The 23625-nt window shown below is 71.1% G+C and carries 22 protein-coding genes; 9 read left to right on the top strand and 13 right to left on the bottom strand.

All coding sequences use genetic code 11. The features are described from left to right. Positions 1-160: 160 nt before the first annotated feature. Positions 161-2038 (bottom strand): two-component system sensor histidine kinase NtrB, encoded by a 1878-nt coding sequence (locus tag ACJ8AN_RS33315; protein WP_407759587.1) that lies wholly within the window; start codon positions 2036-2038, stop codon positions 161-163. A gap of 183 nt (positions 2039-2221) precedes the next feature. Here ACJ8AN_RS33315 and ACJ8AN_RS33310 point away from each other — a divergent pair, with 183 nt between their 5' ends. The 3 genes from ACJ8AN_RS33310 to ACJ8AN_RS33300 all read left to right on the top strand — a co-directional run bounded on the left by ACJ8AN_RS33310 (position 2222) and on the right by ACJ8AN_RS33300 (position 4864). Then, entirely contained in the window at positions 2222-3118 is an 897-nt protein-coding gene (locus ACJ8AN_RS33310) for a GNAT family N-acetyltransferase (protein ID WP_407759586.1), read from the top strand. Between the two features lie 163 nt (positions 3119-3281). Continuing rightward, positions 3282-4331: an Rpn family recombination-promoting nuclease/putative transposase gene (locus tag ACJ8AN_RS33305; protein WP_407759585.1), complete on the top strand. Its 1050-nt coding sequence runs from the start codon at positions 3282-3284 to the stop codon at positions 4329-4331. 137 nt (positions 4332-4468) lie between these two features. Next, the gene (locus tag ACJ8AN_RS33300) at positions 4469-4864 is read left to right on the top strand and encodes a YkgJ family cysteine cluster protein (protein ID WP_407759584.1); all 396 of its coding nucleotides are present in this window, start codon (positions 4469-4471) and stop codon (positions 4862-4864) included. A 145-nt stretch (positions 4865-5009) separates the two neighbouring features. Here the strand turns inward: ACJ8AN_RS33300 and ACJ8AN_RS33295 are convergent, their stop codons facing one another. Both ACJ8AN_RS33295 and lepB read right to left on the bottom strand, forming a co-directional pair. Then, the gene (locus tag ACJ8AN_RS33295; RefSeq protein WP_407759583.1) at positions 5010-7016 is read right to left on the bottom strand and encodes an elongation factor G; all 2007 of its coding nucleotides are present in this window, start codon (positions 7014-7016) and stop codon (positions 5010-5012) included. Positions 7017-7198: 182 nt separating this feature from the next. Next, positions 7199-7984 (bottom strand): signal peptidase I, encoded by a 786-nt coding sequence (gene lepB, locus ACJ8AN_RS33290; RefSeq protein WP_407759582.1) that lies wholly within the window; start codon positions 7982-7984, stop codon positions 7199-7201. Between lepB and ACJ8AN_RS33285 the strand changes: the two genes are divergently transcribed. Continuing rightward, entirely contained in the window at positions 7983-9053 is a 1071-nt protein-coding gene (locus tag ACJ8AN_RS33285; protein ID WP_407759581.1) for a cyclic nucleotide-binding domain-containing protein, read from the top strand. The two genes, lepB and ACJ8AN_RS33285, sit on opposite strands and share 2 nt — an antisense overlap. Here the strand turns inward: ACJ8AN_RS33285 and ACJ8AN_RS33280 are convergent. The 3 genes from ACJ8AN_RS33280 to ACJ8AN_RS33270 form a co-directional block, all read right to left on the bottom strand. Beyond that, positions 9041-9991 (bottom strand): NAD-dependent epimerase/dehydratase family protein, encoded by a 951-nt coding sequence (locus tag ACJ8AN_RS33280; protein ID WP_407759580.1) that lies wholly within the window; start codon positions 9989-9991, stop codon positions 9041-9043. The two genes, ACJ8AN_RS33285 and ACJ8AN_RS33280, sit on opposite strands and share 13 nt — an antisense overlap. 105 nt (positions 9992-10096) lie before the next feature. Continuing rightward, a complete protein-coding gene (locus ACJ8AN_RS33275; RefSeq protein WP_407759579.1) occupies positions 10097-10864 on the bottom strand; it encodes a hypothetical protein in 768 nt (255 codons plus the stop codon). Positions 10865-10873: 9 nt separating this feature from the next. Then, positions 10874-12010 (bottom strand): oxygenase MpaB family protein, encoded by a 1137-nt coding sequence (locus ACJ8AN_RS33270; protein ID WP_407759578.1) that lies wholly within the window; start codon positions 12008-12010, stop codon positions 10874-10876. Positions 12011-12182: 172 nt separating this feature from the next. Here ACJ8AN_RS33270 and ACJ8AN_RS33265 point away from each other — a divergent pair, with 172 nt between their 5' ends. Next, entirely contained in the window at positions 12183-13364 is a 1182-nt protein-coding gene (locus tag ACJ8AN_RS33265) for an AI-2E family transporter (protein WP_407759577.1), read from the top strand. 37 nt (positions 13365-13401) lie between these two features. Further along, positions 13402-13653: a hypothetical protein gene (locus tag ACJ8AN_RS33260; protein WP_407759576.1), complete on the top strand. Its 252-nt coding sequence runs from the start codon at positions 13402-13404 to the stop codon at positions 13651-13653. Between the two features lie 3 nt (positions 13654-13656). Here ACJ8AN_RS33260 and ACJ8AN_RS33255 read toward each other — a convergent pair whose 3' ends face one another. The 5 genes from ACJ8AN_RS33255 to ACJ8AN_RS33235 form a co-directional block, all read right to left on the bottom strand. Beyond that, on the bottom strand, positions 13657-14457 hold the full coding sequence (locus ACJ8AN_RS33255; protein WP_407759575.1) for an SDR family NAD(P)-dependent oxidoreductase: 801 nt from the start codon (positions 14455-14457) through the stop codon (positions 13657-13659). A 60-nt stretch (positions 14458-14517) separates the two neighbouring features. Continuing rightward, positions 14518-15963: a hypothetical protein gene (locus ACJ8AN_RS33250; RefSeq protein ID WP_407759574.1), complete on the bottom strand. Its 1446-nt coding sequence runs from the start codon at positions 15961-15963 to the stop codon at positions 14518-14520. Between the two features lie 133 nt (positions 15964-16096). Continuing rightward, positions 16097-17176 carry an SGNH/GDSL hydrolase family protein gene (locus ACJ8AN_RS33245; protein ID WP_407759573.1) on the bottom strand — a complete coding sequence of 360 codons (1080 nt, stop codon included), beginning with the start codon at positions 17174-17176 and terminating at the stop codon, positions 16097-16099. A 219-nt stretch (positions 17177-17395) separates the two neighbouring features. Beyond that, positions 17396-17986, bottom strand: a complete 591-nt coding sequence (locus ACJ8AN_RS33240) for a hypothetical protein (protein ID WP_407759572.1) — start codon at positions 17984-17986, stop codon at positions 17396-17398. 31 nt (positions 17987-18017) lie between these two features. Beyond that, complete coding sequence (locus ACJ8AN_RS33235; protein ID WP_407759571.1) at positions 18018-18566, bottom strand: hypothetical protein; 549 nt, start codon at positions 18564-18566, stop codon at positions 18018-18020. Here ACJ8AN_RS33235 and ACJ8AN_RS33230 point away from each other — a divergent pair. The 3 genes from ACJ8AN_RS33230 to ACJ8AN_RS33220 all read left to right on the top strand — a co-directional run bounded on the left by ACJ8AN_RS33230 (position 18565) and on the right by ACJ8AN_RS33220 (position 21407). Next, a complete protein-coding gene (locus tag ACJ8AN_RS33230; protein ID WP_407759570.1) occupies positions 18565-19929 on the top strand; it encodes an APC family permease in 1365 nt (454 codons plus the stop codon). The two genes, ACJ8AN_RS33235 and ACJ8AN_RS33230, sit on opposite strands and share 2 nt — an antisense overlap. Before the next feature lie 72 nt (positions 19930-20001). Beyond that, positions 20002-20865, top strand: a complete 864-nt coding sequence (locus ACJ8AN_RS33225; protein WP_407759569.1) for an NAD-dependent protein deacetylase — start codon at positions 20002-20004, stop codon at positions 20863-20865. Positions 20866-20936: 71 nt separating this feature from the next. Then, positions 20937-21407 carry an N-acetyltransferase family protein gene (locus tag ACJ8AN_RS33220; RefSeq protein WP_407759568.1) on the top strand — a complete coding sequence of 157 codons (471 nt, stop codon included), beginning with the start codon at positions 20937-20939 and terminating at the stop codon, positions 21405-21407. Here ACJ8AN_RS33220 and ACJ8AN_RS33215 read toward each other — a convergent pair. Both ACJ8AN_RS33215 and ACJ8AN_RS33210 read right to left on the bottom strand, forming a co-directional pair. Further along, entirely contained in the window at positions 21397-22227 is an 831-nt protein-coding gene (locus ACJ8AN_RS33215) for a polysaccharide deacetylase family protein (protein WP_407759567.1), read from the bottom strand. The genes ACJ8AN_RS33220 and ACJ8AN_RS33215 overlap by 11 nt on opposite strands. Before the next feature lie 210 nt (positions 22228-22437). Continuing rightward, complete coding sequence (locus tag ACJ8AN_RS33210; protein ID WP_407759566.1) at positions 22438-23625, bottom strand: FIST signal transduction protein; 1188 nt, start codon at positions 23623-23625, stop codon at positions 22438-22440.

The raw sequence follows: 23625 nt of genomic DNA, 5'->3' as shown, positions 1-23625 counted from the left end.
GCGTCCCCGCCGCTCTCCCTTACGGGGCCCGACGGGATTCGAACCCGTCGGGGGGCCGCATGGGGTGTCAGACGTCTCGTAAGGGGCGAGATGTTGGAACGAGTCCTGCTCGAACAACCTCTGCCAGGGCCCTGACTGCCAGTGAGCCGGCCCAGGGGGCTCATTTCACCGGCCCTGGCCCAGGCTCCTCCGTCAGCGGCAGCTCCAGGGTGAAGGTGGCGCCCTGGCCGGGGCCGGGGCTGTCGCAGGTGAGCCGCCCGTGCAACTCCTCGGCGGCCAGGGCGCTGATGTGCAGGCCGAAGCCATGGCCTGTCCTCTTGGTGGTGAAGCCCTGCGTGAACAGGCGCGGCAGGTTCTCCGGGGCGATGCCCACGCCGTTGTCCTTCACCTCGATGCGCACCCGCTCTCCGTCAGGCGCCGGCTGGATGCCGATGCTCAGCCGCTTGTCCTTCCGCGGGCTGTCCATCAACGCATGGCGCGCGTTGCTCAGCAGGTTGACGAGGATCTGCAGCAGCTTGTGCCGATCCACGGAGAGCAGCGGCACCGGGGCGTAGTCGCGCTCGACGCGGATGCCGAGCTGCTCGAAGGACGCCGCGTGCAGGCGCAGCGCCTCGTCGATGAGGACGGGCATGGCCACCTGCTCCCTCACGCCCGCGGAGCTCGCATGCCGCTGCTGCATGCTGACAATGGACTTGATGTGCTCCACCCCCTCGCTCAGGGAGCGCATCTCCTGGAGCAGGGTGTTGCGCTCCTCCTGCAACTGCTCGGACAGGGCCACGAGGAAGGCCGGGAACTGCAGGCCCCGCGGATCCTGGGTGAGGAAGGTGGGCAGGTCCACGGTGTGCTCGCGCAGGAGCTGGGCGGCCCGGGTCAGGCTGGAGACACGCGACTGGCGCAGCCGGTCCATCACGAGACTGGTGGAGACGTTCACGCTGTTGAGGGTGTTGCCCACATTGTGGAGCACGCCGGTGGCGATCTCCGCCATGCCCGCCTGCCGGGACACATCCAGCAGCGTCCGGTGCAGCTCTCCCAGCCGGGCCTCGGCCTGCCTGCGGGGGGTGATGTCCCGCGCGAAGAGCGTCAGCCCCACCATCTTTCCGTCCCCATCCCGCAGGGGGCTGAGGCTGATGTCCATGAGGCGGCGTGAGCCCTGCACCTCGAACTCGTCCTCGAACCGCTCGCGCTGGCCGGCGTGCACCCTGGCCACGTGCGGGGCCCAGCGCTGGCGGCGCTCCGGCTCCACCCAGAAGGGCTGGCCCACCACGGGCTCATGGCCGAAGCGCTGGAGGTGCAGCTGCCTCGCCGCGGAGTTGGCGGTCAGCAGCAGGCCCTTCTTGTCCAGGGAGAGCACCGGATCATCCGTGCTCTCCAGGAGGTTGCTGAGCTTGTTCTCACTCAGCTGGAGCGCCTTCAGCGCCCGCTCGAGCGAGCCCTGGGCGGAGTCCCGCGCGGCGTTGTGCAGCGAGCCCACGCCCCAGGCTCCCACCAGGGCCAGGGCGGCGAAGAGGTGCCCGAACCACATCAAGTAGGGGGTGGGAGGCGCCATGGCGGGTTGGGCGAAGGTGACGTAGAGCGGGTAGCCCAGGCAGAGGGTCAGGATCAGGAGCAGGGTGATGAACAGCCCCACGCGAGCGCCGGACAGGTACACGGCGATGACGGGGATCAGGGTGCAGATGGCGTGGGTGCTGACAAAGGGGGCATGGCCCTCCAAGGCGGCGGCGACGAGCACGAGCGACAAGGCCGTCAACAGCAGAGCCGTGGGCGGCTCGATGGTGGCCGAGCGGCGCGAGAGCAGCAGGACGCTGGCGTAGACCAGGCTGGCGGCGAGGCTGGGGTAGGGATGCTGGCCCGACAAGACGGCCGCCACCGTGTAGAGGAGGTTGAACACGACGAAGAAGCAGGCGGTGCCCACCACGAGCCGGTAGCGGACGAGATCCGTGGGCGACCCCTGGCGCAGGGGCTCCGAGAGCAGGGCGTCCAGCCGCTCCAGGAGCCAGGAGCGAGAGGCGGGGGGCGGGGGAGAAGGAAGGGTTTCCATGGCCGGGCACGCGAGCGGGGGGCCGACATCCGCCGCGTGCCCGGAGGAGTATAGGAAGGATGGAAGGCCCGTTGAGGGGGGCGGGCAGGGGGCCGCGAAGAGCACCATCCAGATCGCACGCTCGCACCGCGACCAGCTCCTGCGGGGCGTCGGCTTTCGCCATTCTCAGGTAAAGGGCACGACATGAAGAACCTCGAGGTCCGGGCCCTGGGCCCTGGAGACGAAGCGGCACTGGAGCGGTTTCTCGCGGTGCATCCGCACAGCTCGCTCTTCCTGCTGTCCAATGCCCGCGCCTCGGGACTGCGGGACGGGGACGCGCCCTACCAGGGGGCCTACGTCGGGGCCTTCGAGCAGGGGACGTTGCGTGCCGTGGCGGCCCACTACTGGAACGGCAACCTCGTGCTCCAGGCCCCCGAGCACCTCGAGCCCCTTCTCGAAGGGCTCGCCGGGCGGACGACGCGGCCGGTGCGGGGGCTCGTCGGCCCGTGGGCACAGGCCGAGCAGGCCCGGCGCGTGCTGGGGTTGGAAGAGGCCCGGACCACCCTGGACAGCAAGGAGGTGCTCTTCGCCCTTCCGCTGGCGCGGCTGCGGATTCCCCCGGCGTTGGACTCGGGAGAGGTCCGCTCACGCCGGGCCCGTGAGGAGGAGGTGGAGCTGCTCGTGCGCTGGCGCCACGACTACCTCGTCGAGGTGATGGGCAAGCACCCGGGCGAGGCGCTGATGACCGAGGCCCGAGACGTCATCTCGCGCGCGATGGGCGAGGGAAGTTTGTTCGTGCTCACGCACGGACAGGAGTGTGTGGCCCTCACCGCGTTCAACGCCCGCCTGCGGGAGGTCGTCCAGGTGGGGGGCGTCTTCACCCCTCCTGTCCTGCGAGGCAGGGGATATGCCCGTGCGGCGGTGGCGGGCTCCCTGCGCACGGCACTCGCCGAGGGCTGCCAGTCGGCGGTGCTCTTCACCCCGGTGGAGAACCTGCCGGCACAGCGGGCCTACCGCGCCATCGGCTTCGAGGAGGTGGGGGACTACGGGCTCATCATGCTGGAGCAGGAGCACCGGCTCCAGGTGTCAGACGACTCGTAACGGGCGGGATGCCGGAAACGAATCGTCTGACACCTTCCCCCGGAACGAGTCGTTTGACACCTTCCCCGGCGGCGGGATGGTCGGGGGTAGACGTGGGCGTCCATGGCCCGCGGGCTCGCTGCACGGTGCGACTGGCCCGCCCCGTGCTTGGGCGCCGTGCACCATGCCCGGTCCTCATGACCTCTTCGCTCGCTATACCTTTGGCCACCCCGAGCGGGCCGAGGCCGAGCTGCGTGCCGTCCTGCCCTCGCATGTCGTCTCCGAGGTGGACTGGTCATCCCTGCGGCGGGAGTCCGGCAGTGTGGTGGACCCGGAGCTGCGGGAGACGGAGAGCGATCTGCTCTTCACCGCGCGCCTGCGCACGGGCCGCTCGCTGCTGCTGTACGTGCTGCTCGAGCACCAGTCGTCGGTGGATCGGTGGATGGCATTGCGGATGCTGCGCTACGTGGTGCGCCAGATGGAGCACTGGCGCCAGCAGCACCCGGAGAGCACGGTGCTCCCGGTCATCATCCCGCTCGTCATGTTCCACGGGCCCGAGGGGGCCTGGACAGCGCCGCGGCGAGTGGAGGAGCTCTTCGAGCTGCCGGGAGAGACAGAGGAGGCGCGGCAGTCCTGGCGAGCCCTGGTGCCACGCTTCGAGTACCTGCTCGATGACCTGACGGCCGAGCGAGAAGAGGCGCTGAAGGTGAGGCCCGGCCCGCCGCTGGCACGGTTGGCATGGCTCGTCCTGCGCTACGGGCGCACCGGGGAACTGGCCCACCGTCTACCGGAGTGGACGGCTTTGTTCGCGCAAGTGCAGGCCACCCCCGAGGGCTCCGAGCATCTGGTGGTGGTCATCCGTTACCTCCTCTGGATTGGGGACAAGAGCACCCGCGGAGCAGCGAAGCAGGTGCTACATTCGGTGATGGATTCACAGCAAGTGGAGGCGCTGATGTGGGAATGGGGCGAGGAGATGATCGAGCGGGGCCGCCAGCAGGGCTTGACGCGAGGCCGGGAAGAGGGGCTGGCGCGTGGTAGGGAAGAAGGGGTGAGCCGAGGGCGTGCCGAGGACATCCTGCGGATTCTCGCTGTCCGGAGGGTGCACGTGGACGAAGCCTCCCGGCAGCGCATCCTCGACTGCACCGAGGTGGAAACCCTCGACCGCTGGTTCGACCGGGCCCTCCAAGCCACGACCCTCTCCGAAGTGCTGGGCAGGGTGTCAGACGACTCGTAACGGGCGGGATGCCGGAAACGAATCGTCTGACACCTTGCCCGTTGCCTCCGCCGGGGCCAGGGACAGCCAGGCGAGCCCTCGCCTGCTCCCCCTCTCTCTCCCGAGCAGTCTGGGGGGGCAGTGGTTATCTGTGGTTCTTGACGACTCCTGGCACAGCCGAATCTCCGCTCTCGACCCTCTGCCGCGGCTGCGGCCTGTGCTGCGATGGCAGCCTCTTCACCCATGTGGGGCTCGAGGCGGACGAACTGGAGCGTCTGCGCGCCCTCGGCATTCCCACGCAGCAGCGGCGGAGCGGTACGGAGGTGCTTCCTCAACGGTGCGCGGCGCTCAAGGGCCGGGACTGCCAGATCTACAAAGACCGTCCGTCGAGCTGCGCCTCGTACCAGTGCCTGCTCGCGGACTCCCTCGTCGAGGGGCGGGTCACCCTGGAGGAGGCGCAGGCGGTGGTGCGCAAGGCGCAGCGGCTGATTGCCGACGGCCACGCCCGGCGCTTCCTTCGACAACGCTTCCGCGGACGCAAGGGCCTCGATTGAGCCGAGAGGGCCGCGCGTCGCCGGCTGACGCAGCCGCGTCCAGGGCCCGGGGCAGGGTGTCAGACGACTCGTAACGGGCGGGATGCCGGAAACGAATCGTCTGACACCTCGAGTGCGACACCTCGAGTGCGCGGTGCCGGAGCCGCTACCGCTCGGCCGCGGCTTCCTGTTGGTGCTGGACGACCACCTTGTCGGCCTGTTTGCCGACCAGCTCCGCGTAGTGGTCCTGCCGCATCACGAAGCTACCCAGGCCCGCCGAGGCCGAGCGCAGCTCCACGATGAAGCCCTGCATCTCGGCCTGGGGCACGTAGGCGGTGAGCACCTCCCAGCCTGGAATGTCCGGGTTGGTGTCCATGCCGAGAATCTGTCCCCGGTGGCTGGTGACGAGCCGCTGGGCGCGCGGAATGGCCTCGTTCGGCACGTGGATGTCCACGTGGAGGATGGGCTCGAGCAGCACCGGCTCCAGCTTGGGCAGTATCTCCACCATGGCCAGGCGCCCCGTGGTGCGGAAGGCCTGATCCGAGCTGTCCACCGAGTGGTACGTGCCTCCCGTCAGCGTGACGGTCACGTCCACCACCGGGAAGCCGAGCGGTCCGCGCTTCAGGCCCTCCTTCACGCCTTCCTCCACCGCGGGGACGTACTGCTTGGGCACCGCCCCGCCCACCACCGCCGAGGTGAAGCGGAAGCCCTCGCCCCGGGGCAGCGGCGCCACGTCCACCACCACGTCGCCGAACTGTCCGTGCCCACCCGACTGCCGCTTGAAGCGCGCATGGTGCGAGCCATTGCGGCGGATCGTCTCCCGGTAGGGAATGGGCAGCGGGCGCGTCGTCACCGGGACACGCATGCGCGTGCGCAGGTGCTCGAGGGCCTCGCGCAGGTGCAGCTCGCCCTGTCCGCCGAGCAGCAGCATCTGCGAGTCCGCCTCCTGGTCCACCGACAGCGAGGGATCCTCCTCCACCAGCCGGGACAGGGCGCTCGTCAGCTTCACGTCATCCGTGCGCTTCTCCGCGACGATGGCCACCTGGTGCACCGGTGGATGCGCCAGCGGCCAGTCCTTCGGTGTCTGCACGCCGCCCGTGTCCGCCATATCTCCCGTGCGCATCGCGTCCACGCGCCCGAGCGACACCACCTCGCCGAGACGGGCCACGTTCATGGCCGTCTGCTTCGTCCCGTGCAGCCGCTGCACGCTGCCCACCCGCGTGTCCGCGAGCGTGCCTCCGTCATGCACCTCGCCGCGCCAGACGCGCACCATCGACAGCTTGCCCACGTGCGGCAGGTGCTGCGTCTTGAAGGACTGCACCAGCGGCGTGACGCCCTCGGCGATGCCCAGGCGCGTGCGCGTCTCCTCCACCGAGGGCACCTCGTGCCGCAGGCCCTTGAGCAGCCGCTCCAGGCCCAGGCCCCGCTCCGCCGAGCCGAGGAACACCGGCACCAACCGGTCCTCGCGCAGCGCCTTCTCCAGCTGCCCGTAGAGGGCTTCCGGCGGGGGCACCACGTCCTCCAGCAGTTGCTCGAGGAGCTTGTCGTCCAGGTCCGCCAGCCGCTCGATGAGCTCGCGCCGCGCCGTCTCCTCCCGGGGCCGCTCCGTGTCCGGCATCGAGATGAGCGCGGGCGCACCTTCCGTCTGCTGGCCCCAGGCGCGCTCGCTCACCAGGTCCACCACGCCCACCAGCTTGCCGCCCTCGCGCAGCGGTATCTCCCGCAGCACCAGCGGCCGGGAGGACACGGCCTGGAGCGACTCGAGCGTCTCGCGCACCGAGGCGCCTTCCTCCTCCATCACGTTGAGGAAGAGCAGGTGGGGGATGCGGCGCGCATCCAGGAAGGCGAGCAGCGGGGCCAGGGCCGCGGCGCGCTCGGGCGAGGCGTCGCACACCACCAGGGCCGCGTCGCTCACCATGAGGGCGTGGCGCGCCTCCTGGGAGAACTCGGTGGCTCCCGGCGTGTCGATGAATGTCCAGTCCTCTCCGAGGAACCGCGCGTGGGCCACGGACAGCTCGAGCGTCATGCTCCGTCCGGTGGCCGCTGCGCTCGTTCCGGAAACTCGAATCTCCTCTGCCCCCGTGGACCGCAGCAACGACTCGAACAGGGTCGTCTTCCCCACGCCCTGGGGTCCAACGAGGGTGACCACTCTCGGCGACGCGGGATGTTTCATCACCTCGCCCTCCTGACAGGCGGACCTTCGCTCCAGGGAAGGTGGGTCCGCCGTCCAGGTCCGGGAAGCGCCGATTCCCCACATGGCGAGGGCCCTTCCCCATGCCCGCCCGTGACGTCCGCCGCGCGACGGAGCCCCCGTCCTCGCGGGAGTGACGGGCGAGCGGGTGGGCCGGGCCCGCCTCAGCGCGTGAGGCGCGGGTCCACGCCGTTACCCTCGTCCGTGCGCAGCGGCAGCCACCAGTGCTCGCCCCCGGAGAGCCCCTCGCGCGGGCTGTAGAGCACCGCCACCACCCGGCCGAGCAGGTTCTCCCGCGGCAACAGTCCCCAGACGCGGCTGTCGGCCGAGTTCCCCCGGTGGTCCCCCAGCATCAGGTAATGCCTCGGGGGTATCTCCACCTCGTCCATGTCCGGCCCCTGGTCCGGCTCGGGGTCGAGGGGGTGGAGCGCGCCGGGCAGCCACTCCAGGCGTATGCCGTCCTCGGTGAGCCCCTGGGCCACGGGCTGTCCATTGATGCGCAGTGCTCCGCCCTCGAGGGCGATTCTGTCTCCCGGCAGCCCCACCAGCCGCTTCACCATCACCTTGCCGTCGATGGGCGAGTCGAAGACGACGACGTCCCCGCGCCGCGGCTCCGACTCGGTGAGCCAGAGGTGGGTGAGGGGCACGCGCAGCCCATAGGCCCGCTTGTCCACCGCGAGCTGATCCTTCACCCGCAGGGTGGGCTCCATGGAGCCGGAGGGCACGTGGTAGTGGTCCGCGAAGCTGGCGCGGCCCACCAGCAGCACCCCCAGCGCGGCCAGCTCCAGGAGGTGCTTCTTCCACTTCGGGCGGTTCTGTCTCGTGGGGTTGTGGGCGGGCAGGGCGGCCTCCTGGGTGAGTCTCCCCTCTACGCCGGGGAGGCCCGCCCATTGCACCCACCCCGCGAAGGCTGCGCGGCCCGGGGGCCTGTGGCATACAGGACAGGCCATGTCCGACTCCTTCCACGCGCGGCTCGCCCAGCTCCAGGCCCTCGGCCGCAGTCCCGAGGCGCTCGCCACCGCGGAGGCCCTCGCCGCGGAATTGGCCCGGCAGGGCCAACCGCTGCGCGCCATCACGGTGTGCCGGGTGCTGCAGCAGTTCGAGCCGGCCCACCTGAGCACCCCCCGGCTGCTGGCGGACCTCTACGCGAAGCCCGACGCCGCCGCGCCTGGCGCCCCGGCCCTGCCGCGCGTGCCGCTCTTCTCGCTGCTGCCGCGCGAGCCCTTCATGGCCCTGCTGGGCGTGCTCGAGCCGCGCTCCTACCAGCCCGGGCAGAGCCTCATCGTGGAAGGTGAGCCGGGCCGCTCCTCCTTCGTGCTCGTCGAGGGGCGCGTGGACGTGGTGCGCAAGCTGGATGGGGGCGAGACGCGCACCCTGTCCTCGCTGGGGGAGGGGGAGTTCTTCGGCGAAATCGCCCTCGTGTCCGAGAGCCCCCGGCTGGCCAGCGTGGTGGCCACCCAGCCGGTGGTGGCGCTCGAGCTGCACCGGACGAAGGTGGAGCGGGTGAGCTTCCGGCACTCGGTGGTGGGCGAGACGGTACAGGCCTTCTACCGGGAGCGGCTGCTGGCCAACGTGCTGCGCAGCCACCCCGTCTTCGCCTCGCTGGCGCCCGAGCAGCGCGAGGCCCTGGCCCCCATCTTCGAGCGGCGCACGGTGGAGGCCGGGCGCGTCATCATCGCCCAGGGCCAGAAGGGCGATGGCCTCTACCTGCTGCTGCAGGGCCAGTGCACGCCGGTGCTGCGCCGCCACGACGGGCAGGAGACGGCCTTCTCCCCGCTGCGGGAGGGGGATGTGTTCGGCGAAATCTCCCTGCTGCTCGGCCAGCCGGCGAGCGCCACGGTGCGCGCGGACACGCCGTGCCAGGTGCTGCGCATGGGACGCGAGCCCTTCGAGCAATACCTCGCCAGCCAGCCCAAGGTGCGCGCGGCGCTCATGCGCGTGGGCACGGAGCGGCTCCTCCAGCACTCCAAGGTGCTGGCCTCGGGCCGGGCCGTGCACGAGGGAGATCAGCGCGTCTGAGCCTGGCGCTCCAGCCACTGCTGGACGAGCGCGGGCACGCCCTCGCGCGGGGTGGGGTAGCGCAGTTGCAGTCCCGTGGCGCGCAGGCGTGCGTTGGACAGCCGAGCCTCCGCCGTCAGGGAGTCCGTCACCACCGGCCCGAGGGCCAGCCAGGCCAGCCAGTGCGGCAGGAAACGCTTGCGGTAGGTGACGCGCATGGCGTCGGCGGCGAGCTGGCTGAGCTCCGCGAAGGTGGCCGGCGCGTCATCCACCACGAAGTAGCGCTGGCCCACCGCGCCGTGCTCGAGCAGGTGCAGCAGCGAGCGCGCGCAGTCGTCCACGTGGATGAAGGACATCTGGTGCGTCTGCGTCTCCTTCAGGCCGTAGAGGGGCTTGCCCTTCTTCAGCGGCACCAGCGCGTACTCCTCGAACCACGAGCCCAGCCCGTACACCGAGCCGGGATAGGCCTCCACCAGGGGCAGCCCGCGCGCCAGGTACCCCGGCAGGGCCTCGATGGCGGGCGCGATGTACGGCCCCCAGCCCGAGGGCCTCGGCGTGGCCTCCTCCGTCACCAACGCGCGGCCCTGGTCTCCGTAGTAGCTGGTGCCCGCGACGTAGAGCACGCGCCGCACGCTGCCCGGCTTCAGCGACTCGAGCAGCAGCGAGTCCATGCGCAGGCGCTGCTGCTGGTAGGCCTCGGCGCGCTGGTGCGTCACGCGGGCCCCGAAGGTGAGCGGCTGGGCGAGATGCACCACCGCCTCGCTCGCCGCCGCCTCCTCCTGCCAGGGGCCCGGGGTGAGCAGATCTCCCTGGACGGGGACGGCGCCCGCGCTCCTCCAGCGCTCGACGGCCTGGACATTCCGGGTGAGCACCCGCACCGAATAGCCCGCCTCCAGCGCGAGGGGGACGAACCTCGCGCCGATGAACCCCGTGCCTCCCGTGACGAACAGACGCTTCACCGTGACTCCTCCGCTCCCGTGCCACCGGGCGGGGCACGCTTAGCGCACCGGCGCACGGCGAGGAAGCCCACAGGGCGTCACCGCGGCATGGGGGCGAGGAGCGCCTCAGTGCTCGTTCAGCACGAGCTTGCGCGCGGCCTGCACGATGGGCGCGCGGCCCTGGCCCTTGGCGATGACGCGCAGCTCCTGCATGGGCACGCGGGGCAGCAGCTTGAGCACGAGCGGCACCGGCGTGCGCGGGTTGCGGGCCAGGGCCGTGCAGATGGTGGTGTTGACGCCCCACTCGCGGTGCTCGGCGATGACCTTCAGCGCCTCGGGCGACAGCGAGGGCAGCTTGGCCGCGTAGATGACCTCGTCCAGCCCGAGCCGCGGGTTGCGCAGCACGTAGACGTGGAGGACCTTGTTGGTGTCCCGCAGCAGGTACGCCCGGGCCTCCCGGTCCCCGGAGAGCGCGAGCTGCATCTTCTCCGTGACGCTCAGGGCGGCCAGCCGCGCGGACATCAGCGGGTTGTGCGCGGGGGCGGGGGGCACGTCACCCTCCGGCTCGGGCCCGGCCCCAGACTCCTCTTCCACCTCGGAGGGCGCGGGTTGCGGGGCCGCGCGCAGCCGCTCCGCGAGCGCCAGGAGGGCTCCCGGAGGCGAGGGGAACATCACCGCCACCCCCACGCCCGGAATGGCCGCGGCGAGCTGCGCCGGCGCCTCCACCGGGGCCTGGCCGGCCACGGACACCACCACCACGCACGCGCCCAGCGCGGCTGCCGCCGGCAGCGAGGCACCGCGGATCAGCAGCCCGCCCTTGAGAATCTCCCGCTGATGAACGCCGAGGAAGTCCTCGGCGCTCGTGAACTCGGCCACCAACCGGGGTGCGCTCATGGCCCCACTCTAGCGCGGCTCGCGGCCCTCCACGTGCCACGACTCCCGCAGCGTGGCGGGGATGCGGAAGGGCGGACGCCCGGCGCCGCGGTTCATCCACATCATGCCTTCCACCAGCTTGCGGCCGAACACCTCCGCCAGCTTCGCCACCGCCCGCGAGCGGTCCCCCAGCTCGTCCGACGTCCTCCCCCACAGCGCCAGGGGGCCAATCAGATGCCGCGTCCAGTCCGCCGGGGGCACCTTCAGCATCTCGCAGACGTCGTCGCCGAGGATGTGGCGCATGAGCGAGGCGGCGAGCCCATCGAAGAGGTCTCCGGGAGTGACGTGCTCGGCCATCTGGATGAGCGCGCGCGTGTGCTCCTGTCCCTCGGGGCACGCGCGGAAGTGGCGCCGCTGGATGACGGCGGCGAGCGCCGCGCAGTCCGCCATGTCCTCCGGGAGCGCGGCCGGCTCCAACCCCATCACGTGCCCCACCACCCGCCAGCAGTGGAAATAGGCGTCCTGCTCGCGCTGGGACAACGTGCAGCCCAGCTTCTCCATCCCCACCACGACGGCGTACGAGAAGGCGGACAGCGTCCCCGCCAGGTCCTCCTGGTTGATGGGGTGGCCCCAGGCGGGGTTCCACTGCCCGCTCTCGAGAATCAGGTGGCGCACGGCCCCGTGCATCAGCCGCACCTTCTGGGCGCTGCGCACGCCGTTGCCGCCCGGCGCCAGCCCGCCCGGCGCCAGCACGTCCACCAGCATCTGCGCCGTCTCCATGATGCGGCGGTACGGGTCCGTCGCCAGCCGCGCGGTGAGGTGGAGGACCTGGACGCCCTGGGCCGCCGCGTAGCTCGCCGGCAGGGCCCCGCAGAAGAGCGAGACGACGGCCTGCGGCCCATACCGGCCGAACAGCGCCTCGCCCTGACGCATCCGCTCCGGGTCCGCCCAGGACGGCAGGGCCTCGGTGCGCACGAGGTACTCGCGCAGCAGTCCGGGCAGCGTCTCGGGGACGAGTTGATCATTGCGGATGAGCTGCTTGAGCAGCGCGTTGGCGGTCTCCACCTGCCCCTGGCGGAACAGGTTCTTCACGGTCTCGTCCGCGAGCGGATCTCCCCGCTGGCGCAGGCCGTCCAGGAGCTCATCGGTCCATCGGTTGTCACCCATTGCGGCGCCATTCTAGTCAGGCACCCGGGTTTGGCCCGAACGCCGCCGGAAGCGGGCAAAAGCAGCGGCCGGGCGGACGGGCGGCTGGCGTCTCATCCGGTGAGAAGCACTGCCGTTCCTTCCAGCGGAGCCCCAGCTTTCCCGCAGGCTCTCGCTGGAGGGGAGGTTGTCCGTGGAACCCGACAGGCCCGTGCGTCCGCCCGTCGAGCCCGTGAATGATCGCGAGCCGGTGCCGGTGCCCCGCTCGCAGGTGACGGTGAAGACGGTGCTCACCATCTGCGGCACCGTGGTGGGGGTGGCGGCGGCCATCTACCTGGTGATTCACGCCATCGTCACCCTCACGCTGGTGGTGATGGCGCTCCTCCTGGCGGTGGCGTTCAACCACGGCGTGGACTGGCTGCAGAGACGAGGGCTGGGACGGCCCGTGGCCATCGCGGTGGTGCTGGCCCTGCTGCTGGGAGCGCTCACCGGGGTGAGCTTCCTCATCATCCCGCCCACGGTGGCCCAGGTGCGCGACCTGGCCGACCGCCTGCCCGAGCTCAACGCGCGCCTCCACGAGACGCAGTTCTTCCGGTGGCTCGACACGCGGTTGCACATTGATCAGCGGCTGGGCGCGCTGGGGAAGGGCAGCAGCGGGTTGCTGCAATGGGCGGTGGACCCGGCCCTGCGCCTGCTGCGGGGCCTGCTGGCCGGAGCGGGCGCCGTCATCACCGTGCTCTTCCTCGTCATCTTCATGCTGGCCTACGGCGGCCGGGTGGTGCGGGGCGTGCTCGCCGAGTCCCTCCCGGTCCACCGCCAGCGCTACGAGCGGGTGATGGGCAAGGTGTACCACTCGGTGGGGGGCTACCTGAGCGGGCTGGCCTTCATCGCCGTGGTAAACGCCACCTGCGCCACGCTCTTCCTGGCCATCCTCGGCGTGCCCTACTTCCTGCCGCTCGGCATCCTCTCCGGCCTGGGCAGCCTCATCCCCCTGCTGGGCGCGACGCTGGCGGGGTGCGTGCTCATGCTGGTGGCGATCGCCTCGGGCGGGTGGGTGGAGGGCGTGGCGGTGTTCGCCTACGTCTGTGTCTACCAGCAGTTCGAGAACCACGTGCTGGCGCCCGTCGTCTACAAGCGCACCGTGGAGCTCAACCCGCTGGTGACGTTGCTCGGCATCATCCTCTTCGCGGACCTGGCCGGCGTGCTCGGCACCTTCCTCGCGGTGCCCATCGTGGGCGCCTGTCAGATCGTCATCCGCGAGCTGCTGCTGCTCCGGCGCGAGCGCCTCAACCTGCCCCTCGAGGGGGACGTGGCGGAGCAGCTCGGCAGGCGCGGCGGCTGGCATCCCTTCTGGCGCAGGCCGCGGCACTCGTGACGCATCCCCCTCGACGCCGCGCAAGGAGAACGACGGCATGCCTCGGGAAGTGAAGGACTCGGACGGAATCACCTGGTCCTGCATCCAGGCCTTCGCGGGGCTGGGCAAGGACTCGGAGAAGACGGAGGCGGCGCGCGTGGACGGCGCGCGCAACCACTTCCACGTCGTCTGCACGCCGAGCGGTGGCGCGAAGTCGGTGCGCGTCGAGCTGCCCGGAGACTGGGAGAAGGGCCTGCCCGACGAGGCGCTGCTGCGGGCCATCCACGAGGAGCTGGCCCGGCAGCAGTAGGGCTCAGGGCCGGTACATGGCGGCCGTGCGCTGGGCGAGGAAACCCCGCGGCAGCAGCCTCGCGGCCAGCGCGAGCGTCTGGTTGATGAGCCCGGGGACGGAGAGCTCCTTGCGGTGGACGAAGGCGCGCAGCGCGTGCGCGGCACACTCCTCGGCGCTCATCATCCCCAAGTCCCCCGCCTTGAAGCGGTTGGACATGCCGGACTTCTCCAGCAGCTCCGTGGCGATGCCGCCCGGGGCGAAGACGGTGACGGACACGCCCTGCGCCCGCACCTCCTGCGCCAGCGCCTGGCCGTAGCTGGTGATGAAGGCCTTGGTGCCGCTGTAGGCCGCCTGGTACGGCACGGGGATGAAGGCCGCCACGCTCGAGACGAGCAGCAGCCCGCCCTCGGTGCGCCGCTCCACGAAGTGGCGCGCGAAGAGCGTGGACAGGCGCACCATGCTGGTGACGTTGGTGTCCAGCATGGCCTGGAAGGCACTCCAGTCCAGCTTCAGCGCCTCGCCCCAGTACGTGACGCCCGCGTTGAGGATGACGGCGTGCACGTCCCGCCCCTGCGTGGCCTCGGTGTAGACGCGCTCCACGTCCTCGGGCCGCGACAGGTCCGCCACGATGCAGGCCGCCTGCACGCCGTGGCGCGAGCGCAGCTCCTCGGCGAGCGCCTCCAGCTTGTCGCGCCGCCGCGCCACCAACAGCACGTGGCCGCCCTGGTCCCTCGCGATGGACCGGGCCAGCTCCTGGCCCAGCCCGGAAGAGGCGCCGGTGACGAGGGTCCACCGCGCTCGAAGCTCCAGCATCCGATTCATGTCGTGCACCCTACCCGTGAAGCCCGGGGAAGTAGAGGACTGCCTTTCTCGCCCGCCGGCTCAGGCCGCCAGCGGAGGGGCCCTGGAGGCCTGGGCCTCCCGCGAGCCGCCGGGCGAGCCGGCTCCGGCCTCCTCCACCGGGCGGCTCCCCAGCGAGGCGACGACGGCCGCGAGCACCGTGGCGCCCACCTGGTAGTAGTAGTTGCAGAAGGCCTGGCGGCCCAGGAAGAAGAAGACGCCGAAGACGAGCGCGCTGCCCAGCAGCATCCGCTCCGGGCTCCGGCGCCGCGCGAGCGTCAGCGCCCACAGGGCCAGCGCCCCCGCGAAGCCGAGCCAGCCGGGCAGGGCCCCGCCGTGGTGCTCCACCCACGCCGGCAGCGAGAGCGAGTCCGGACGGAAGGGGTTGGTGAGGTGGTGCACCACCAGGTCCTTCCACAGCCCCTCGGGCGTCCAGAGGAGGAAGGGGACGAAGGTGGCGGCCGCCGTCCCCACCGTGAGGGCCGCGGTGCGCCAGCGGGGCCCGGGCAGTAGCAGGGCCAGGGGCAGGTACAGGACGAAGTGCTGCTTCGTCGCGCACAGCAGGCCCAGGGCCACCGCGGCGGCCGTGCTCCGGCGCTCGCCGACGAAGTACACGAAGGCCCCGAGGAAGGGCAGCGCGAGCGGCTCGCCCCAGGCCTGCTCCAGCGTGAAGAGGGCGCGCGGGTGGAAGAGGAGACAGGCCACGAGCAGCTCGGGCAGGGGGTCCTCCGGCTCCAGGCGGCGCCGGGCCGCCCGCCAGAAGAAGAAGGCCCCCACCAACATGCACGCGAGCTGGGCGTGCCGCGTCTCCCCCGTGAGGGCAAACGCGGCGGTGGTGAGCAGCAGGTTGAGCGGCGGGTAGGCGTACGCGTCAATCGTCCGCGCGAAGGAGTACGAGTCCACGGCGTGCAGCGCCCCGCCATACACGGGCTGCCCGTGCAGCAGCGCCTGGGCTCCCTGCTGGTGCAATTCCCAGACGTCGATGAGGGGCGCGGGCGAAGCGGCGATGAGCTCGAGTCCGAGCGCCAACGGGAGGACGAAGAAGCCCACCGTGCGTGCCGCGCGCAGCCACCGGGCGAGGCGCGAGGACGGGCCCACGGGCATGGCGCAGCTGCCCACCAGCAGCACCGCGAGGCCTCCCAGCAGCGAGAAGGGCCGCAGGTCCACCTCCGGCTTCAGGTTGAGGCCCGGAGAGAGGACGAGGCCGTAGACGGTGAAGAAGGCGGCCACACCCCAGGCCCAGGCGCGCGTCCTGTCCCGCGCCACGCGGGCCGGCACCGGCCGGGACACCCCCAGCCCCACGAGCCAGAGCAGCAGGAGGGCCACGACGACGAAGATGAAGTCACCCCGGTAGTGCCCCCGCGTGCGCGCCAGCACGAAGCCCAGCAGCGCATGTCCGGCGAGCGCCAGCGGGGCGAGCCAGCCTTCCTGGGAGAGGGGCTCGGTGGGAGAGGGCGGGGGAGGGACGAGCGAGGGGGGCGGGGTCATCGGAGGGCGGCGGCTTCCGGCCGCACATGGGCGCGCACCCTAGCAGAGACTCCCGCACCGGCCCCCTCCGGCGAGGAGGGGGCAGGAGGACTCCAGGCGGGGACTCAGGCCCCCGCCCGGGTGACTGCTCCGACTACGGCGTGGTCGGGTTGTACGTGGACAGGCTCCAGCCCGCGCGCTCGTGGCCCGTCTTGTCCCACGACGTGTTCTTGCCGCCCACGACGGCCGTGTCGGCGAAGTCCGCCGTGCCCGAGCCCGAGCCCGTGCCGATGGTGCCCAGGTAGTAGGTCGGGTGGGTGTCGTCGGACTGGAGGTAGTCGACGCTGGTGCTCGCGTTGGCGAGGTGCGTGTTGGAGTCGCGCAGGAGGCCGGCGTACGTGCTGGTGATGCGCGTGACGTAGTCGGCCTCGGTCTCGCCCGAGCGGTAGCGGATGGAGTCGGCGTCGATCTGCCCGTCACCGTTGGAGTCGTAGTCGGCGGCCATGAACTCGGCGAAGGAGTCGGCGCACTTGAAGCCGTACTTCTCCGCCAGGTTGCAGGTGCGCCAGTTGCTCTTGGCCAGGTAGGGCAGGAACTTGGCGCGCTTGTTGATCTTCGTGCCGGTGGTGGAGTCCGTGCAGTTGGTGAGCACGTTGTCCGCGTTGTAGCCCGGGTAGTAGATGTTCATGACGACCTTGGCCTTGGCCGTCGTGGCGTACGTGTTGATGGCCTGCATGGCCTTCTCGGTGTACGAGGTGCAGTTGGCCAGGGCCGTGTCCATGCCGGCGTAGCTGCAGGTGCCCGTCTGGTCCGTGAAGGCGGAGCGCGCCTGGAGGTAGTCGTTGCCGCACATCTCGAACGACACCACGCGGGTGTTCGTCGCCTGCATGTACGAGCGCTCGGCGATGATCTTGTTGTTGTAGATGTCGTCGGCCTTCGCGCCGGACTTGGTGCGGCGGACGACCTCGACGTTGGCGTTGAGCGTCTTGCCCAGGTACTCGCCCTCGACGAGCGGCGCGGCGCGCTTGGCCACGCTGAAGAGCGAGCCGTTGTAGCCGGCGAAGATGGAGTCGCCGTAGGACACGACGCGGTACGTCCCGGTCGCGCCCGTGCGGTTGATGGTCCACGAGGTGTTCTGGTTGATGGTGCTCGCGACCGCGTCGCCGCCCACCATGCAGGTGGCCGCGAGCGTCACGGCAAGGGTCAGGCCCTGCCCGTTGAGACGAGAGAACATGGAAGACTCCTGGAATATTGGGATTACAAAGTGAAACAGGGGCTCGGCTGATTGGCCGGCTTCACGGATATAACAGAAATCCCGTCTAAGAAGAATACTGTGCAGACGCTGGCGGGCACGACGCGGTGCGCCGAGGGCTGTGTCGTGAGGTCAACACGCGCGTGGTTCCGCGGTCCCAGGGGGGGCTGAGTGAGGCGTTACAGCGGAGCCGGGCCCCGTTTACTCCCAGGAGACGTCGTACACCACGCGGCCCCTCTCCAGGTCGCGCTCGCGGATCTCCACCTGGCCCTTCTTGGAGACGCGCCGCAGGTACATGTCGAAGGTGCCCGCGAGCGACTCGGCGAAGGTGCCCGAGCGCAGCAGCGCGGCAGAGAAGTCCTCCAGCACCAGCTCCGCCCGGCCGTTGTTCACCGATTCGCGGTGCGGCACGTACACGAGCCTGCCGCAGTCCCGGAAGGACTGCTCCCAGGCGTAGGGGGACCACTTCAGCAGTGCCTGGGGCGTCAGCCCGAAGAGCCGCGCCGCCCCGTCGAAGAACGACTGCAGCAGCGGGTACGTCAGCATGCGCTCCGAGAGCGTCGTGAAGAAATGGCGGAAGCCCGGGTCTCCCAGCGTCTGGTGGACGGCGTCCGACAGCTTCATGCTCTGCTCGAGGGGTATCCAGCCCAGCCGGGGGGTGGACTCGATGAGGGCGAGCACCGGCTCCGGGGTGAGCGCGAAGACCCGCTGCTGCTTGTCGGCCGGGAGGCCCCTGGCCGCGTCGAGCATCATCCTGGACATGAAGCCGCGAATGCAGGGCTGGGCGGGCATGGCCCGCTCATTGTGTCACACGCGGGTGGCTCTAGCGCACGAGTCGTAGGGCGCGGTAGCCGGGGACCTCCGCCGCGCGCGCGCGGACCTCGAACCAGTTGTCGCGGTAGGGGTGGCCCCCGCGCGCGAGCTGCCAGAGCGAGGCAAGGACGTAGAGGGGAAGGAAGAAAGGCCCGAGGACGAGCGTCTGCAGGACGTGCGCGCGCTCGTGGCGTACCAGGCGGATCTGCCGCGGGCCGTCCGCTCCGAAATACGTCACCACGGCGCCCACGGTGAAGGCGGAGATGTGGAAGCGGCGCATGTACCAGGCCAGGGGCGTGCCGGGCTGGACGACGAAGTGGAGGATGCCCTCCTCGTCCACGGATTCGAGGTGGGCGAAGAGCATGGAGAGCATCAGTCCCAGCATCGTCACCGGGAGCGCCCAGACATAGCCGGCGAGCCAGAGCACCTTCCTCATGGGCTCATGATGCCAGCACGCCGCGGCGATCCAGCCCGGCGTGGGCGGCAGCTGGCGGCTTCCGGACAAGTCCCCCCGGGTCAGGTCGAACCGGACGGGCGCCATGTGTAAGACGGTGACCATGGCCGCTGGCGAAGACACCTCCTCCCCACAGCCGACCCTGGTCCGGACGATGGGCCTGGGAGCGCTGACGGTCTACGGCGTGGGGGACATGCTCGGGGCGGGAATCTACGGGCTGATTGGGAAGGCCGCGGGCCTCATGGGGAACGCCGTCTGGCTCGCGTTCGTCATGGCCATGGTTGTCGCCCTGTTGACGGGGCTGAGCTACGCGAACATCGGCTCGCGCTACCCCCGCGCGGCGGGCGCACCCTATGTCGTCCACCGCGCCTTCCGGGCTCCGTTCGTCTCGTTCCTCATCGGCCTGGGCGTGGCGGCCTCCGGCCTGACGTCGATGGCCACCGGCTCGCGCATCATCGCCGGGTACCTGCAGGCCCTGGGCGTGCGGCTGCCGACCGGGGCACTGGCCGCCGCGTTCCTCGTGCTGCTCTCGCTCGTCGTCTTCCGGGGCATGCGCGAGAGCACGTGGATGAACATGGTGTGCACCGCCGTGGAGCTCACCGGGCTGCTACTCGTCATCGGCGTGGGGATGAGCTCCTGGGGCTCGGTCGACTACCTCGAGATTCCGCCGGGGGAGGGGGGCACGGAGGCCCGCATCACCGTGGGCCTGCTGCTGCAGGGCGCGGTGCTGACGTTCTTCTCGTTCATCGGTTTCGAGGATCTCCTCAACGTCGCCGAGGAGGTGAAGCGGCCGCGCACCACCCTGCCGCTGGGGCTGCTGCTGGCGTTGCTGATCGCCACGGTGCTCTACGTGCTGGTGGCGATCACCGCCGTGTCGGTGCTGCCCTACCGCGAGCTGGGCCAGTCGAAGGCCGCGCTGGTGGACGTGGTGCGCAAGGCCGCTCCCGCCTTCCCGCCCGTGCTCTTCACGGCCATCAGCATCTTCTCCGTCGCCAATACGGCCCTGCTCAACTACGTCATGGGCTCGCGGCTGCTGTACGGCATGTCCCGCCAGGGGCTGCTCCCGGCGCGCCTGGGCCGCGTCCACCCGGGCCGCCGCACGCCGCACGTCGCCATCCTCGTGCTCCTGGTCATCGTCCTGGCGCTGGCGCTGTCGGGCGACATCCGCCAGCTCGCCGACGCCACGTCACTGCTGCTGCTGGGGGCCTTCGTGGTGGTGAATGGCTCGCTCCTCGTGCTGAAGCTCCGCCCGGGTGAGCCCCGGGGCGCTTTCGAGGTGCCGGTGGTCATCCCCGGGGCGGGCGTACTGGTTTGCCTGGTGATGATTGGCGGCCGCGTCTTCGGCCCCGGGTCGGAGGTCCGCGCGCCGCTCATCGCGGGGGGCCTCCTCGCGGGCATCGCCCTGCTGTACGTGCTGCGGCGGCCGGAGCGCGTGGTGCTGGAAGAGGAGGAGCCGGAGAACCCGTAGGCGGCTCGGACGCCCGGTCTCCAGGCCGGGGGACGGCGGGCGCGCGGAAGGCGCGTTATAGATTCCAGCCGAATGACCACCCCCCTGGAAACACCGTCCGTTGTCGATGCGACCGAGGGCGTGGACGCCCTGGCCGCGCTGTTTCGGGGCCGCCGGCTGGTGGTGCTCACGGGCGCCGGGTGCAGCACCGAGTCGGGCATCCCGGACTACCGGGGGCCCGGCACGCGCGCCCGCGCCCGCAATCCCATCCAGCACCGCGAGTTCCTCACCCGGCCCGAGGTGCGTGCGCGCTACTGGGCCCGGAGCCTGCTCGGCTGGCCCCGCTTCTCGTCGGCGCGTCCGAATGCGGCGCACCAGTCGCTCGCGGAGCTGGAGCGCGACGGGCACGTGCTCGGCCTCATCACCCAGAACGTGGACCGGCTGCACCACGCCGCCGGCAGCCAGCGCGTCATCGAGCTGCATGGGGCGCTGGCCCGGGTGCGGTGCCTGGACTGCGAGGCGCTCGAGCCGCGCACGGAGCTGCAGGAGCGCCTGCTGGCCCTCAACCCGGGCTTCGCGGAGCGGACGGCCGAGCCGCGGCCGGACGGGGACGCCGAGCTGCCCGTGGAGGCGGTGGCGGCCTTCCAGGTGGCCGCGTGTACCCGCTGCGGCGGGACGCTGAAGCCGGACGTCGTCTTCTTCGGCGACAACGTGCCCCCGCCCACCGTGGAGGCCGCGTTCTCGCTGCTCGAGGAGGGGGACGCGCTGCTGGTGGTGGGCTCGTCCCTGGCCATCTACTCGGGCTTCCGCTTCCTCCAGCGCGCCGCGGATCGCCACCTGCCCGTCGGGCTCGTCAACATGGGCGAGTGCCGCGGGGGCGAGCTGGTGGACGTGCGCGTGGAGGCGCGTGCCGGCGAGGTGCTCCCCCGGCTCGCGGCGGCGCTCCGCGCCGGCTGAGCACGAGTCCTGTTGTCTGGCACGGCGCTCCGGTCCAATCTCCCGGCGCTCCCCGCAACCGAGAGGACCCGATGCCCGCCGTCATCCGCCCCGCGACTCCGGAGGACCTGCCCGCGCTGGCCGCCGCGCTGGCACCGCTCCCGCTCTTCAAGGCCTATGGTCTGGAGGCCACGGCCCTGGCGGCGCGCTTCCGCGGCGCGCTCGAGCGCGGAGAGGGTCTGCTCCTGGCCTCGGACGAGAGCGGACCGGTGGGCGTGTGCTGGTTCCTCACCCGGGGCACCTTCGGCACCGGCGCCTACCTGCGGACGCTGGCCATCCGGGAGGATCGTCATGGCTCGGGGCTTGGCGCGCAGCTGCTGGCGGCCTACGAGGCCGGGTGCGGAGAGCCTCCCGGAGGCTGGTTCCTGCTCACCTCCGACTTCAACGAGGGGGCGCAGCGCTTCTACCAGCGCCACGGGTACCGTCAGGTCGGCGAGCTGCCGGGGTTCGCCGCCCCGGGCGTCAGCGAGCGCGTCTTCTGGAAGCCGCGCGTCAGGGGATGACGTCCGCCACCAGGGGCCGCGTGGGCTCCTCGGCGTGCGTGCACGTGGGCCAGGTGTCGTCCTCGAGCAGCGTGCCCACCGTGACGAGCTCGAAGCCCCGCTTGCGCAGCCCCTTGATGACGTCTGGCAGCGCCTCGGCGGTGGGGAAGCGCTTGTGGTTCATGTGCATCACCACGATGCCTCCGGGGCTCGCCTTGCGCAGCACCCAGTCCACCAGCCGCTTCGTGGTGACGGTCTCGTCCGGATCTCCCGAAGGCAGGTCGAAGTTGATGGTGGTGAGCGCCGCCTGGGAGGCGAGCCAGGCGACGCGTTTGTCCACCTCACCGAAGGGCGGGCGGAAGTACTTGGGGATGCGGCCCGTCAGGTCATAGACGGCCTGCTGGGTGTGCAGCAGCTCCTCCAGCACCTTCCGGTCCTCCTTCACCTCGGGCATGTGGGGATGGGAGAAGGTGTGGTTGCCGAACTCGAAGTCCGGGTACTGCGCGAGCTCCTGGACGGTGCGCGGGTTGGCCAGGGCCCAGCCGCCGCCGATGAAGAGGGTGGCCGGCGTGCCGGTCTCCAGCAGGGTGCGGATGACGCGCTCGTCGTACTCGTTCCTGTGCGTGGAGCAGGCGTCGAAGGTGAGCGCGAGCCGCATCCGGTGGCGGCTGCCGTTCGTCACGATGGGGGCCGTCAGGCAGGCCGTGGGCTCCGGGGGTGGAGGCGCCTTCGTCTCCGCCGCTGGAGGCGCTTCGGGCTCCGCGGGAGGAACCCACGCGCAAGCGCTCGCGGCGAGCGCCATCAGCGCCAGGAAGGGATGCACGGGAGACCGACGAGCCATGAGTGCGACGCGCTCCTGTCGTCCGCCGGGGGGAGCGGAGGGAACGGTGCAGGTATAGCGCGGAATGGCCCCGTACCGCTGGGGGTGCAACGAGCAGTGCACCCCCGTGACGGGCCGTGTGTCACTCCTGGCGGAGGTTTACGGAGTCCTCGAATTCGAGGACCCGTACCACACGCGGAGTAGGGCTTGACGCACGGCCCGGCGTCAGCCTCAGGCGAAGAGCGTCAGGCTGAGCGACAGATCCTGGTGCACGTTGCCCAGGCCGGGGATGTGGCCCTGCTCGCCAAAGGTGCACAGGCCGAGCACGGGCACACCGGGCAGCAGCCGCGCGAAGGTGCGCAGGCCCTCGTCGATACGAGGCCCCAGCGCTCCCGCGCACCCGGCGCAGAAGATGAGCGAGGCGCCCTTCACGTCCCGCACGGTGAGGCCGCCCTGTGCCAGCGACTTGTCGATGAGGTGGGCCACCTCGTTCACCAGACCCTCGGCGGTGCCGCTCATCAGGCACACCTCGTCCTCGGGCTCGATGCGGGCGAAGACGTCCACCGTGCCCTTGTCCGCGTGGACATGGGCCGGGTGCACGGTGACGTAGTGCTCTCCCTGGCCCACGCCGCGGCGCACGGCGATGGGCCGCAGCGCCGTCTGCGCCAGGATGTTGCCGCCCGAGCGCATCTGGTCGTCGATGGCGCCGTCCATCCACCGCGCCAGCACCCGCGCGGCCGGCTGGCCATCCAGCGTCAGCAGCGTGCGGCCCTGGGCTCCGGTGGCTCGGGCCCGCTCTCCCGTGGGGCTGTAGGGCGTGGACAGCGCCGTCCCCACCCGCACCTCGCCGAAGACGCCCAGCAGCGACACGCCCGCGGGTACTGGCCCCTCGTGGGTGAAGACGCTCCACTGTCCGGCGATGGCGTGGTCCGCGGCGCTGCCTCCCTGACACGGGACGTCCGGGCACACGCTCGCGATGCCCTCCAGCATCGCCTCCTCCTCGCCGGGCGAGGCGTTGAAGAGGATCATCCGCGGCATCCTTCCGCCCGCCCTGCGCACCAGCTCGCGCGCCGCGGCTTCGCCGGCCCGGCGCCCGTCCACCTCCGTGGAGGAGGCCACGAAGGCCGTCCCCGGCACTCCTCCGAGCAGCATCACCGCCACGGCGCCGTAGCCCTCGTTGCGCACGCCGGCCGGGGTGAGCACACCCAGCGACGTGGTCACCCCGTGCAGGGCCACTCCCGGAAGTGCTTCCCGGAAGGCGGCATGGACGCGCGCGGCGTCGTAGTCCACCGTCGCGGTGAGGTAGGCCGCCTGGGCGGGCAGGCCTCCGAGCTGCGTGCGGGCCTGCTCCACCGCGGCCCGCACGGCCTTCTCCGCATCCGCTGCAGCTCCGACTCCGACTCCGATTGAGACCGTCAT

This window comes from Archangium sp., assembly GCF_045802675.1.
Classification (GTDB): domain Bacteria; phylum Myxococcota; class Myxococcia; order Myxococcales; family Myxococcaceae; genus Archangium.
The sequence above is the reverse complement of the archived record's forward strand: the minus strand, read 5'-3'. Positions and strand labels throughout refer to the sequence as shown.

Coding starts and splice junctions, on each gene's coding strand:
- ACJ8AN_RS33250 (WP_407759574.1), bottom strand. CDS start 15,963: ATGACCCCGCCCCCCTCGCTCGTCCCTCCCCCGCCCTCTCCCACCGAG.
- ACJ8AN_RS33295 (WP_407759583.1), bottom strand. CDS start 7,016: ATGAAACATCCCGCGTCGCCGAGAGTGGTCACCCTCGTTGGACCCCAG.
- ACJ8AN_RS33225 (WP_407759569.1), top strand. CDS start 20,002: ATGACCACCCCCCTGGAAACACCGTCCGTTGTCGATGCGACCGAGGGC.
- ACJ8AN_RS33210 (WP_407759566.1), bottom strand. CDS start 23,625: ATGACGGTCTCAATCGGAGTCGGAGTCGGAGCTGCAGCGGATGCGGAG.
- ACJ8AN_RS33275 (WP_407759579.1), bottom strand. CDS start 10,864: ATGAGCGCACCCCGGTTGGTGGCCGAGTTCACGAGCGCCGAGGACTTC.
- ACJ8AN_RS33255 (WP_407759575.1), bottom strand. CDS start 14,457: ATGAATCGGATGCTGGAGCTTCGAGCGCGGTGGACCCTCGTCACCGGC.
- ACJ8AN_RS33240 (WP_407759572.1), bottom strand. CDS start 17,986: ATGCCCGCCCAGCCCTGCATTCGCGGCTTCATGTCCAGGATGATGCTC.
- ACJ8AN_RS33315 (WP_407759587.1), bottom strand. CDS start 2,038: ATGGAAACCCTTCCTTCTCCCCCGCCCCCCGCCTCTCGCTCCTGGCTC.
- ACJ8AN_RS33305 (WP_407759585.1), top strand. CDS start 3,282: ATGCCCGGTCCTCATGACCTCTTCGCTCGCTATACCTTTGGCCACCCC.
- ACJ8AN_RS33215 (WP_407759567.1), bottom strand. CDS start 22,227: ATGGCTCGTCGGTCTCCCGTGCATCCCTTCCTGGCGCTGATGGCGCTC.
- ACJ8AN_RS33270 (WP_407759578.1), bottom strand. CDS start 12,010: ATGGGTGACAACCGATGGACCGATGAGCTCCTGGACGGCCTGCGCCAG.
- lepB (WP_407759582.1), bottom strand. CDS start 7,984: ATGGCCTGTCCTGTATGCCACAGGCCCCCGGGCCGCGCAGCCTTCGCG.
- ACJ8AN_RS33230 (WP_407759570.1), top strand. CDS start 18,565: ATGGCCGCTGGCGAAGACACCTCCTCCCCACAGCCGACCCTGGTCCGG.
- ACJ8AN_RS33260 (WP_407759576.1), top strand. CDS start 13,402: ATGCCTCGGGAAGTGAAGGACTCGGACGGAATCACCTGGTCCTGCATC.
- ACJ8AN_RS33285 (WP_407759581.1), top strand. CDS start 7,983: ATGTCCGACTCCTTCCACGCGCGGCTCGCCCAGCTCCAGGCCCTCGGC.
- ACJ8AN_RS33310 (WP_407759586.1), top strand. CDS start 2,222: ATGAAGAACCTCGAGGTCCGGGCCCTGGGCCCTGGAGACGAAGCGGCA.
- ACJ8AN_RS33220 (WP_407759568.1), top strand. CDS start 20,937: ATGCCCGCCGTCATCCGCCCCGCGACTCCGGAGGACCTGCCCGCGCTG.
- ACJ8AN_RS33245 (WP_407759573.1), bottom strand. CDS start 17,176: ATGTTCTCTCGTCTCAACGGGCAGGGCCTGACCCTTGCCGTGACGCTC.
- ACJ8AN_RS33235 (WP_407759571.1), bottom strand. CDS start 18,566: ATGGTCACCGTCTTACACATGGCGCCCGTCCGGTTCGACCTGACCCGG.